The following is a 12,787-nucleotide window of genomic DNA, read 5'->3' on the forward strand; positions in this document are numbered from 1 at the left end:
AAAAGCTAATTTTTCATTTTAACTTTTTGTCCAATTTTGCTTTCTCGTCCCTGGATGATCCGTCCAATATTTTTACGATGTTGAAAAATGCTAAACAGACATAATACAATCGCGAAAATAACTTCTGTAACAGTTCTTCCTAGAAGCAGGGTAAAAACCGGTAGCATGGTCATGCCCACCATCGAGGTAAGGGAAACCATTTTCCATATTGCCAAAATGATTAGTCCAATCATAATGGCAATCAGAGCTACTTCCCAATCATAGGTAAGAAAAACACCTAACGATGTTGCAGTACCTTTTCCGCCGCGAAATTGAAGAAAAGCTGGCCAGTTATGACCGGCGACAACGGCAATCCCACCCAAAATTAGAAAGATCTCGTTTAGGCTTAAGGCATATCGACCAACAACGATCACCAGGCAGCCTTTTAATGCGTCGAGAAGAAACACCGGAATAGCCACATTTTTACCCATCACCCGAAGCACATTTGTTGTTCCTGCATTGCCACTGCCGTAGTTACGTACATCTTCATTTTTTAAAAATTTTACCAGAATATAAGCGAAATTTAGATTCCCGATTAAATAAGCTGCAACAATAAAAACAATTCCAATTACTATCGACATTTTTCTACCCCTTTAACCTATTATATTTTTGTTGTTCTGAGTTGTTCAATTAGCAGCCCTAATTTCTCCAACACCGCATCATAATGCTCGCGATGATGTGGAAAGCTGCATTTACTACAGTTTTTAATCCCCTTATCGGTATAACTAAAATGACCACCACAGTTGTTACCCAAGGCGTACAGCGGGCAATAACAAAACAGACAATTAAAATCCTCTAAATCATCAACCTTATGGCAAGGAAAGTACTCACAGGAGGTATGCTGAAAAAACTTATAATTCGAATCGTCTTTTTTCATTCTATACAGCATCCATCCCTGCGTGCAGGGCTTTGATATTAAGATCTTTAAACTGTTCTTTCACATTTTGAGCAATGATCGTCTCCCAATCAATATCGGTTAAACCCATCGATTTTATAATGGAACCAAGCAAAATCACATTCATTACCTTTGAATTACCGAGTTCTTCTGCCATTTTTGTTGCCGACATCACTCGTAAACTAACCTTTTTTTCTATTTCATTTAAAATATTGTCAGGATAAGTGTTCGCTCCAATGATGACAGAAAGCGGAAAGATCTCGGTGTCATTGACAATCATTTTGCCGGTCGGTTTGAGGTACTCCAGCGATCTCAGACCTTCCATTTTTTCAAAGGCAACGACGATATCGGCACTGCCGATTTCAATTACCGGAGATTGGACATCATCGCCATAACGAACCAATGAAGAAACCGAGCCGCCGCGCTGACTCATACCATGGATTTCACTCATCTTTACATCAAAACCGGCTTCCATTAATCCTGTTGTTAAAAGCTTAGCGGCTAAAATTGTTCCTTGACCGCCGACTCCCACTAATACGATATTTTTTGTTTCCATCTCTATCTCACCTCTACTGTAATGGCTTGTTTGGGACAGATCTGTGCACAAACACCACAGCCTACACAGCTTTCTTTTAGAATACCCGATTTTTTATTGGCTCGATCAAAAGCCAATGCCGGACAACCGGACTTCAGGCATTTTTTGCAGCCGATGCATTTATCAACATCGACGGAACAAACTTTCTTAAAGGCCATTGGGAACTCTTCATTATCCTGGCCAGAGAATTTTTTCAGAACACAGGGCCAACGGGTAATAATAACAGCAGGACCATCAGTATTTAGTCCCCATTCAATGGCTTCTTCAACAATCTGAAGATTATTGGGATCGATAGAGATCAGGTTTTTTACGCCACAGGCTTTTACCATCGCTTCAATGTCAATCATCGGTGCTGCTTCGCCCATTAAATCATAACCAGTTCCGGGATTCTGTTGGTGACCAGTCATACCGGTAATACGGTTATCGAGAATAATGGTTAGAGTATTACTTTTATTATAGGTGACATCCATCAAACTGGTTATTCCCGAATGGAAAAAGGTTGAATCACCAAGAATTGATACCACTTTTTTTGAATGATCGCCTTTGATGTCAAAGGCTTTTTGAACACCGTGACCAGCACTGATGCTGGCACCCATACAAATCATCGCATCAGTAGCATTATAGGGGGCCATCAGTCCTAACGAGTAACAGCCAATATCGCTGAAGATCATTAGATCTTTTCGTCGGCCTAACTCATAAAAAACGCCGCGATGCGGACATCCGGCGCACAGTGCCGGGGGTCGTGGTAATACCAATTCTGGATTGGGCTCAATAATTTGAACAGTCTCGTCTAAAAGGGCTTTACGGACGCGATCAGGAGTCAGCTCACCCATGACGGGCAATTTTTCTTTACCGATGCAGTCAATTCCGGCTGCTTTGATTTCTTTTTCCATGATCGGATCGTTTTCTTCAAATATATAAAGGGTCTTTTTTCCTTTGGCGAAGGCCGCAATTTTTTCCATTGGTAGTGGATAACTAAAACCAATTTTTAAATATGAAACGGTATTCCCGAACACTTCTTTGGCATAACGATAGGCCACCCCGGATCCAATTACACCAATGTCAGAATGATTATCCTCACTGTAATTAAATGGCGTGGTATTAGAATAAGCTTCCAGACGTTTGAAATTATCAGCCAGCTTAACCTGCATACCTCGGGCAAATGCTGGTAACGGGCAATATTTCCGGATATCCTTTTCATAAGGTTTATCCATCACTTCTTCCCGGTCGCTACAAGAAACAATTGACTTAGAGTGACAAACCCGGGTTGTCATTCTGAATAAGACCGGCATGTCATAAGTTTCGCTGACAGCATAAGCTTCTTTGAGCATATCTTTAGCTTCCTGACTATCAGAAGGCTCAAACATACAGACTTTTGCATGGCGAGCATAATTGCGGTTATCCTGTTCATTCTGAGAAGAATGCATCCCTGGTTCGTCAGCGGTAACGAGAACTGCTCCAGCATTAACCCCCAGATAAGCAAAAGTAAACAGGGGATCGGTGGCAACATTAACACCCACGTGTTTCATGGCACATAAACTTCTGATGCCACCGATAGATGCACCGGCTGCTGCTTCCAGAGCGACCTTTTCATTGGGGGCCCATTCAGACACAATTTCCTTATAAGTAGCCACATTTTCTAATATTTCGGTACTTGGTGTTCCCGGATAGGCTGTGGCAAACTTTACCCCAGCCTCCCAGGCCCCTCTTGCGATGGCTTCATTTCCAGTTAATAATAGCTTCATTTCTTTTTTAATGCTCCTCTCATATTTGGTGACAATCATCCATTTCCTGGGTTAAAAATGCCCCCAGAATAATGGAATTTAGTTTATTTTCATAAGAATCCGATCGGGACGTTAAAATAATGGGTGCACAGGCACCCATCACGATCCCTCCCAACTGGGCATTACCCAGATGAGTCATTACTTTTATGATTGCATTGCCAGTTTCAATGTCTGGCATAACAATAACATCCACATCTCCCGCCACTTCCGATACATAACCTTTTATCTGCGCAGCTTTTTTTGAGATCAACAAATCCATCGCGATGGGACCTTCAACCAGAACATCTTCACCAAAATAGTGGTGTAGAGATAACTCTTTTAATGCTGCACCATCGACAGTAGCAGGCATTTTAGGATTAATCTTTTCTTTAGCTGCAAGGCAACCAACCTTGATGTGCTGCATACCCAGCAGTCTGGAAAAATCAACGGCGTTGGTGATGATCCCTTTTTTCTTATTTAAATCGGGGGCAATAATCATTCCACCATCAGATAAAACGAGAAACTTGTGATAGGAGGAAATTCTGATCATCATTATACTACTCAGGAGTCGTCCGGTCGTCAGACCACCGGTTTTACTAATGACAGCTTTTAAAAAAATGGATGTGTCGACAAGTCCCTTCATAATAAAATCAGCCTGTCCCTGACGCACCAAAGCCACCGATTTTTCACAAGCGGTCACACGATCTGGGACATCGATGATTTCCATATTTTTGACATCGATTCTTTCATTAATGCTAATTTCTTCAATCATTTTTTGATTGCCGACAAGAATTACCCGATTCAAATATAATTCGTTTGCTGTAGAAAGGGCTTTTAATAATTCGCCTTCTTCGGCAGCTGCGATGACAAGGGTATTCTTAACGCCGAGTTTTACTGATTCACCAATATCATTAAAATTATCGAACATCTTAACCTCATTTTTCATATGTAACATTATACACTAATTTAAACACATAATAAAGAAACAATTTTGTTACAATTGCTTCACGAACGATCATTGAACGGTATTGTCAGAGCAAAATCCAACTTCCACTAGAAACGATGAAATAATAGAACGAATACAAAAACTTCCTGATCTATTCTAGCATGAACAGATCAGGAAGACTATGAAAAACGCCTAGATATTTTTATACTCCGAAAAACGACGACTTTTTAATTAAGGAATCTATTTTCGTTCGCCTAATGGTTCATAAGCACGACGTTCGCTAACATTCTTATATGCCGGTCGTATAATTTTACCAGCGTTAATGAGCTCTTCAAGTCGGTGAGCACTCCAACCAGCAATTCTGGCGATTGCAAAAATTGGAGTAAAGAGTTCAAGGGGTAATCCCAGCATACTATAAACAAAGCCGCTATAAAAATCAACATTAGCACTAACACCTTTGTAAATTTTTCGCTCCTCACCAATAACTTCTGGAGCTAATCGTTCAACCATTGAATAGAGTTCAAATTCATCATGTAGTCCCTTTTCCTCTGAAAGACTTCGAACATAGCCTTTGAATACATTTGCTCGCGGATCGGATACTGAATAGATGGCATGACCCATTCCGTAAATCAAACCGGCATTGTCAAAGGCTCGCTTATGAAGAAGATCCACCAGATATTGTCGTACTTGTTTTTCGTCGGTCCAATCAGCTAGTGTTTTTTTCATATCTTCAAACATTTCGACGACTTTGATATTGGCGCCACCATGTTTTGGGCCTTTTAACGAACCCAATGAAGCGGCAATAACCGAATAGGTATCGGTGCCGGAGGAAGACACTACATGGGTGGTGAAGGTTGAGTTATTCCCCCCACCATGTTCGGCATGGAGTACCAAAGCAATATCAAGTATTCGTGCTTCGAGCTCAGTATACTTGCTGTCGGATCGAAGGATATAGAGAATATTTTCCGCTGTTGACAGCTCAGGCTGGGGCTGATGAATAAATAGACTCTGATCATCATGATAGTGTTTATAGGTTTGATATCCGTATACCGCCAACATGGGAAATAAGGCGATCAACTCCAGGGATTGTCTTAAAACGTTAGGAATAGAAACATCGCTGGCATTATCATCATAAGAGAAAAGTGTCAAAACACTTCTGGCTAGAGTGTTCATCATGTCTGAACTGGGGGCTTTCATGATAATATCGCGGACAAAACTGGTTGGTAAGCTTCGATAATTACCAAGTACCTTGGTGAAATTTTTAAGTTCATTCTGATTCGGCTGATCGCCAAAAAGTAATAGATAGACAATTTCTTCAAAACCAAAACGCTTTTCTTTAACAAAACCAGCTACAAGTTCTTCAACATCAACGCCGCGATAGAAAAGTTTTCCTTCAGTACCAATTTTCTTACCATCTTCAAAAACATAGGCTTGAATTTCAGAGATTTCAGTTAATCCGGTTAAGACACCATTTCCATCTAAATCCCTCAAACCACGATTAACTTGATGTTTTTTATATAATGATGGTTCAATGTAACTATTTTTTACGCATAAATCGCTATATTCTATAATCTCAGGGGTAATTTCCGAAAAAATATGATTCATCTTCTATCTCCTTTATCTCACTCATTTTATATAATTATACAATAAAATATGATTCAAATAAAGTTAATTAATTATTTTTTTATGTACTTTTGAAAGACTTTTTTTAATAACACCTTTTTTTATGCCTGAATACATAGATTGTACCAATATATACTAAAATATGAAAGATTTATTTTTCAACTTGCATTATTTATAGTATTTTAAAATTCAAATCTTCATTAATGATTGTTTGTTTTTTTGGTTTTTCGAATAATGATTGAAACTTATCATTCGTCAAAAAGTAAAAACTCCGACTCATATGAGTCGGAGTTAAAAATCAATAAATATGGCAGGGGTATGAGGACTCGAACCTCAGGCACGTGGTTTTGGAGACCACTGCTCTACCAACTGAGCTATACCCCTACAACAGCAACTACTATATTATAAATGCTGGTGGGATACTTGTCAATATATTTATCAAATATTTATACTTTTAAATCGATCTTATTTAAATCAAGCAATTCCTGATTGGTTCTCAAGATTGGGCTCACTTCTTCATTAATAAAGTCGTCTACCTGCTGAGGTGCTCTACCGACGTAAAGGATTGGGTCTAAAAGGGCATCAACATCTTCAGCTTTTAAATTAAACGACGGATCCTTCAGAATTCGTTCAATTAAGTCATTGGCTTTTCCTTCGACTTTAACAGTATGACCTGCTTCCATCGAGAGGACTCTGATTTTTTCATGAAGTTCCTGTCGATCACCGCCTCGTTTTACACCTTCCATAATAATATTTTCGGTGACCATAAAAGGTAGTTCTGCATTGATGTGCTGAAGGATAACTTTGGGATAAACAACTAAATTTTCGGATACATTCATGGCAATCGTCAGAATAGCGTCGGTGGCTAAAAATCCTTCGGGGATACTGATTCGCTTATTGGCCGAATCATCCAAAGTCCGTTCAAACCATTGCGCCGAAGCAGTCAAAGCCGGATTAAGAGAATTCACGATAATATAGCGAGCTAGAGAACAGATCCGTTCTGACCGCATCGGGTTTCGTTTGTATGCCATTGCTGATGAACCGATCTGATTTTTTTCAAAGGGCTCTTCTACCTCTTTTAAATTCTGGAGCAGTCGGATATCTGTGGCAAATTTTGTCAGTGTCTGAGCAATGCCGCTTAAGACATTTAGCACCTGCGAATCAAATTTTCGAGAATAGGTCTGACCGCTAACGGCAAAAGACTTTTTAAAACCCATTTTATCAGCGACCAAATCGTCGAGCTTTTTAACTTTTTGATGATCATTATCAAAAAGCTCCATAAAACTTGCCTGAGTACCAGTAGTACCTTTAACCCCTAGCAGTTTAACATTACTAATGATGTGATCAAGATCCGATAAGTCCATTAATAAATCCTGAATCCATAAACATGCCCGTTTACCGACCGTAGTTAATTGAGCAGGCTGAAAATGGGTAAAACCTAATGTTGGTAAATCTTTATGCTTAGCCGCAAAGACAGAAAGATGGTTGATCAGATTAAGCAGTTGTTTTCGAACATGCCGCAGTCCTTCGGTATAAACAATGATGTCCGTATTATCGCCGACATAAGCGCTGGTCGCACCAAGATGGATGATTCCTTTTGCTTTAGGGCATTGGGCACCATAGGTGTGAACATGCGCCATGACATCATGTCGCAGTTCTTTTTCCTTTTTAGCCGCGAGTTCATAATCAATGTTGGTGATATTGGACTTTAGCTCAGCAATCTGTTCTTCGGTAATATTAAGACCCAGATCGCGTTCTGCTTCTGCCAAAGCGACCCATAATTTCCTCCAGTTTTGAAACTTATTGTCAGCTGAGAAAATATGGAGGACTTCCTTTGACGAATAACGTTCAATTAACGGGTTTTCATAATATGCTTTCATAATAATTTCCATTCCTTTCAATTAGATCACAAATTCTACAAGAGCAAGAATTCGAAAGAATCCGTCTCTTACTTATCGGTCTTGTAGGTTTCATATAATCGCGTGATTTTACTCACCTTGTTTTCAATTTCATCGATTGCCAGGATAATTCCATTGATTTGAACATTTCCAGTTGCGGTAACAAACCGGCTGGGTCTTTTAGTTAGCATCGTGTCAATTATAATCTGGCGATCAACGCCAATAACCCCATCAATGGGTCCGGTCATGCCAATATCAGTGATATAGGCAGTTCCACCTTCTAGAATTCGTTCATCGGCGGTTTGAACATGGGTATGGGTTCCATACACCGCTGTTGCCCAGCTGTCCATAAAATAGCCAAAGGCAATTTTTTCTGAGGTTGCTTCCGCGTGAAAATCAATCAGGACCAGATCAGCGGAGCTTTTTAATGTTCCTATTAAAGGCGCCATGGTATTAAAAGGGCAGTTAAGATTGGGCATAAAGATCTGTCCAGATAGATTGATAACACAGATTGTTTTAGAGCCACCATTTTTTAATTCACAAGTGAAAAAATCATAACCTTTACCGGGGCACGGATCTGGATAATTCAGAGGCCGGATAATTTGTGGAAAATCAGCGATTGTTTCCAACAATTCTTTTTGCTGCCAGACATGATTACCCATGGTGATAACATCAATGGGTAAGCTTAACATTTCTTTGGCATTTTTTGTCGAGAGTCCATTTCCACCGGAAGCATTTTCGCCATTGACAATGGTAAAATCAATCTGATGCTCCGTGATCAATTGGGGCAATTTTTCTTTTAAAATATTTCGTCCGGGTCTGCCGTAGACATCACCGAGTATTAATATATTCATAAATAATTCCTTCTCGCTGGTTAAGAAAACTGATTAAAAAAAGGGGAGATCATCTCCCCTTTTTGACTATTTAGCGTAGTCGCTTGCTCTTGTTTCGCGAATTAGATTAACCTTAATGTTCCCGGGATATTCCATTTCTGCTTCAATTTTCTTAGCAATATCACGTGATAGTAAAATCATCTCGTCATCGTCAACTTCATTTGGTTTTACCATAATTCTTACTTCACGTCCAGCTTGAATAGCATATGACTTCTCAACGCCTTCAAATGACATGGCAATGGTTTCAAGCTCCTGTAATCTTTGGATATAAGAAACGAGTGTTTCTCTTCTTGCACCAGGACGTGCTGCTGAAATGGCGTCTGCGGACTGAACAAGAACTGCTTCCATTGTTCGTGCTTCAACATCACCATGATGAGCTTCTACAGCATGAATGACATTTTTATTTTCTTTGTATTTTTTTAATACATTGACTCCAATTTCAACATGGGGTCCTTCGACCTCATGATCAATAGCTTTTCCAATATCGTGTAATAATCCTGCTCGTTTAGCGACCTTGATGTTACCATCCAATTCAGCCGCCATAATGCCAGCCAAATGGGATACTTCAATGGAATGCTTTAATACATTTTGACCATAACTGGTTCTGTATTTTAGTCTTCCCAACAGTCTTACGATCTCAGGATGCAGGCCATGAATTCCAGTATCAAAACAAGCTTGTTCCCCAACTTCTTTGATATGATTTTCTACTTCTTTTTGTGATTTCTTTACCATCTCTTCGATTCTGGCGGGATGAATTCGACCATCAATAATTAGTTTTTCTAAGGACAGTCTGGCAACTTCCCGGCGGATGGGATCAAAACCGGAAAGAATGACGGCTTCTGGGGTGTCATCAATGATCAGGTCAATTCCTGTTAGTGTTTCTAATGTTCGGATATTTCGACCTTCTCGACCAATAATACGGCCCTTCATCTCGTCATTTGGTAAGTTGACAACCGTTATGGTTTGTTCTGCCACATGATCTGCTGCACAACGTTGAATGGACTGTGAAATGAGTTCTTTCGCTTTTTTATCAGCAACAGCCTTTGATTCAACTTCGATTTGACGGATCATAATTGCAGCTTCTCGTCGTGTATCCTTACTGATATCTTCAAGCAGAATTTCTTTTGCTTCGTCATAAGTAAGACCGGATATACGTTCAAGTTCCTTAACCTGCTCATCATATAAGCTATCCACTTTTTCTTTTTTCTTTTCAATTTCTTTGCCTCTTTTGGTGAGGGCATCTTCATTGCGTTCTAAATTTGTTAGTTTTTTCTCAAGATTCTCTTCTTTTTGAATAAGTCGATTTTCAAGTTTCTGAAGCTCGGCTCTGCGTTCTCGGTTATCTTTTTCAAGTGATTCTTTTAATTTTAAGGATTCTTCCTTAGCGTCAAAAAGAATTTCCTTTTTTAAAGTTTCTCCTTCTTTTACGGCATCATTCACAATCGTTGTTGCGGTCAATTCAGCATTCCTTATCTTGCCTTCGGCAATATTCTTGCGCACAAAATAACCAACTCCAAACGCTGCGATAATACCAATGAATAAAATAATTGTTAGTATGTCTATAATTTTCACCTCCTTATAAACTATTTGCTATGTTTCTAATCTACTCATCATGATCTATATTTTATACTCTTTTGAAAATAGTGTCAAGAAACAAAGGCCACTCAAAGGGGTTATTTTTAATAATTCAAAAAAAGAACCTCGAAAAGGTTCTTTTTTGAATGGTTTTCCTGATTAATTCATTATTTTATTCAATATCGTCATTAGCCATCAAGTTTTCTTCGATGTCTTCAGGTTCAGCAACAATCTTACTAAGTGCATTTTTTTCACGTATTTCTTTTTCAATGGTATTAGCAACTTCAGGATTGGCCATTAGGTATTCTTTTGAATTATCACGGCCCTGTCCCAATCGTTGTTCATTATAAGAAAACCAGGATCCAGACTTATCGACAATACCAAAGTCCACTCCTACATCCAAAAGATCACCTTCTTTTGAGATGCCTTTGCCATACATGATGTCAAATTCTGCCTGTTTAAACGGTGGCGCAATTTTGTTTTTTACAATTTTAGCCCGGGTCCGGTTACCAACAATTTCGGTGCCCTTTTTAAGGGATTCAATCCGGCGCACATCGATTCGTACCGAAGCATAAAATTTAAGCGCTTTTCCGCCAGTGGTTGTTTCCGGATTACCAAACATTACCCCAATTTTTTCACGTAACTGATTAATAAAAATCGTTGTCGTATTTGATTTTTTTATCACACCGGTCAGTTTTCTTAAGGCTTGAGACATCAGTCGCGCCTGAAGCCCCATATGGGAATCCCCCATTTCACCATCGATTTCGGCTCGGGGTACCAAAGCCGCAACAGAGTCAATAACCACTACATCAATAGCGTTACTTCTTACCAGGGCTTCAACAATTTCCATAGCTTGTTCACCGGTATCAGGCTGCGCAACTAGGAGATTATCAATATCAACCCCTAAAGCTTTTGCATAAGTGGGATCTAAAGCATGCTCCGCATCAACGAAAGCTGCATTTCCACCAGCTTTTTGCGCTTCTGCAATAATGTGCAACGCAATAGTCGTTTTACCTGAAGATTCAGGTCCATAGATTTCCACAACACGTCCCCGGGGAACGCCGCCGACACCCAGTGCCATATCCAAACCGATAGATGATGTAGAAATCACTTCGACATTTAATTTGGCGGCATCATCGCCTAGACGCATCACAGCACCTTTGCCAAAACTTCTTTCAATGTTTTTTAACGCCGCATCCAACGCTTTTTGTTTATCTGTTAATTCTTCATTATTTGTTTTCGATTTTTCAGCCATTTGCAACCATCCTATTCTTTATTAGAACATTCGTTCTTGTTCTTTTTTTATTATATCTATTTTATTTGGATTTGTCAACTATGGTTTTTCTAATCAAGTGAAAGACTTTATTGGCAGTTTTTTGTTGGACTACTTTTCTTTCACCATTAAAGTGATAGTGATAGACATCGGTTAATTCATTAAAACACACCCCGATATATACAAGTCCTACCGGTTTTTTTTCGCTACCCCCTTCAGGGCCAGCAATGCCGGTAACCGAAACACTAAGCATCGATTGTGAAATCTTTTGTAAGTTTTCACACATTTCTCTTGCAGTTTCAGCACTAACCGCCCCATAGGTGTCTAGGGTTTCTTTTTTTACCCCTAGCAGATTAATTTTTGCTTCATTTGAATAGGTCACAAGTCCAGTTCCAAATACCATCGAAATACCTGGATACTCGGTAAGTTGGGAGGCAATTAAGCCGCCAGTACAGGATTCGGCCGTAGCCACGCTGATTCTTTTTTCCAATAATAATTTGCATACTGTTTCCTGAAGAGATTCCTTTGAAAATGAAAAAATATTTTCTTTAAAACGAGAAAGCATAATCTCCTGATAATGATCAAGTAATGTATTTACTTCATTTTCATCACGGCCATTTGCAGTAATGCGAACCAACACTTCGCCCATCTTGGCATAGGTGGCAATGGTTGGATTGACTTGGGCATCAATGAGATCCAGCAGACGGTCTTCTGTCGCTGACTCCCCGATGTCTGATAAATTATAATAACGGGAGATCACCAACTGTTGATTGTCCTGTTTTAAAAGGGGTAAGACTGCGTCTTCAAAAACCCGAGTCATTTCTCGTGGCGGTCCCGGTAGCATAATAATCACTCGGCCCTGTTCTTTTAAGAGGATCCCCGGAGCGGTTCCACAGGGATTAAATAGAATCTCAGCGGTTTCCGGGATGAAAGTCTGCTTGAGATTATTAGGCGTCATGGTAAATTCACGATTTGCAAAATATTGCAGCAAATCTTCTTTGGTTTTTTCGTCCTGAATAAGCTCTCTTTTGAAGAGTTTAGCAATGACTTCTTTGGTTAAATCATCTTGGGTTGGTCCCAGTCCACCCGTTGTAATGATCAGATCACTTCGGTTAAAAGCAATTCTTACCGCTTCCTCCAAACGATTTGGATTATCGCCAACAGTGGTATGAAAATAAACTCGGATACCCAAAAGGGACAGTTCTCGAGATAAGTATTGGACATTCGTATTAAGGGTATCACCAACTAAAAGCTCCGTACCGACAGAAATCAATTCACATTTCATTA

At 39.6% G+C, this 12,787-nt stretch carries 11 protein-coding genes and 1 tRNA gene; all 12 read right to left on the reverse strand.

The window, feature by feature from the left end:
• Positions 1-5: 5 nt before the first annotated feature.
• The 12 genes from plsY to U2P91_RS06310 all read right to left on the reverse strand — a co-directional run bounded on the left by plsY (position 6) and on the right by U2P91_RS06310 (position 12,785).
• Positions 6-620 (reverse strand): glycerol-3-phosphate 1-O-acyltransferase PlsY, encoded by a 615-nt coding sequence (plsY, locus tag U2P91_RS06255; protein ID WP_111886916.1) that lies wholly within the window; start codon positions 618-620, stop codon positions 6-8.
• Positions 621-640: 20 nt separating this feature from the next.
• Entirely contained in the window at positions 641-916 is a 276-nt protein-coding gene (locus tag U2P91_RS06260; protein WP_111886917.1) for a cysteine-rich small domain-containing protein, read from the reverse strand.
• 1 nt (position 917) lies between these two features.
• Positions 918-1,490, reverse strand: a complete 573-nt coding sequence (locus U2P91_RS06265; RefSeq protein ID WP_111886918.1) for an indolepyruvate oxidoreductase subunit beta — start codon at positions 1,488-1,490, stop codon at positions 918-920.
• A gap of 2 nt (positions 1,491-1,492) precedes the next feature.
• Complete coding sequence (gene iorA / locus U2P91_RS06270; protein ID WP_111889663.1) at positions 1,493-3,274, reverse strand: indolepyruvate ferredoxin oxidoreductase subunit alpha; 1,782 nt, start codon at positions 3,272-3,274, stop codon at positions 1,493-1,495.
• Between the two features lie 19 nt (positions 3,275-3,293).
• Positions 3,294-4,220: a phosphate acyltransferase gene (locus U2P91_RS06275; RefSeq protein ID WP_111886919.1), complete on the reverse strand. Its 927-nt coding sequence runs from the start codon at positions 4,218-4,220 to the stop codon at positions 3,294-3,296.
• A 258-nt stretch (positions 4,221-4,478) separates the two neighbouring features.
• On the reverse strand, positions 4,479-5,843 hold the full coding sequence (locus U2P91_RS06280; protein WP_111886920.1) for a citrate/2-methylcitrate synthase: 1,365 nt from the start codon (positions 5,841-5,843) through the stop codon (positions 4,479-4,481).
• Between the two features lie 326 nt (positions 5,844-6,169).
• Positions 6,170-6,245 (reverse strand) — tRNA-Trp (locus U2P91_RS06285).
• Between the two features lie 62 nt (positions 6,246-6,307).
• Entirely contained in the window at positions 6,308-7,741 is a 1,434-nt protein-coding gene (gene purB, locus U2P91_RS06290; RefSeq protein WP_111886921.1) for an adenylosuccinate lyase, read from the reverse strand.
• A 68-nt stretch (positions 7,742-7,809) separates the two neighbouring features.
• Positions 7,810-8,613 carry a TIGR00282 family metallophosphoesterase gene (locus U2P91_RS06295; protein WP_111886922.1) on the reverse strand — a complete coding sequence of 268 codons (804 nt, stop codon included), beginning with the start codon at positions 8,611-8,613 and terminating at the stop codon, positions 7,810-7,812.
• A gap of 66 nt (positions 8,614-8,679) precedes the next feature.
• The gene (gene rny / locus U2P91_RS06300; RefSeq protein ID WP_111886923.1) at positions 8,680-10,224 is read right to left on the reverse strand and encodes a ribonuclease Y; all 1,545 of its coding nucleotides are present in this window, start codon (positions 10,222-10,224) and stop codon (positions 8,680-8,682) included.
• A gap of 175 nt (positions 10,225-10,399) precedes the next feature.
• Positions 10,400-11,482 carry a recombinase RecA gene (gene recA, locus U2P91_RS06305; RefSeq protein ID WP_111886924.1) on the reverse strand — a complete coding sequence of 361 codons (1,083 nt, stop codon included), beginning with the start codon at positions 11,480-11,482 and terminating at the stop codon, positions 10,400-10,402.
• Between the two features lie 61 nt (positions 11,483-11,543).
• Entirely contained in the window at positions 11,544-12,785 is a 1,242-nt protein-coding gene (locus tag U2P91_RS06310; RefSeq protein WP_111886925.1) for a competence/damage-inducible protein A, read from the reverse strand.
• Between the last annotated feature and the right edge of the window lie 2 nt (positions 12,786-12,787).

The sequence above is a fragment of the Acetobacterium sp. K1/6 genome (genome assembly GCF_034438075.1).
Taxonomy (GTDB): domain Bacteria; phylum Bacillota; class Clostridia; order Eubacteriales; family Eubacteriaceae; genus Acetobacterium; species Acetobacterium carbinolicum.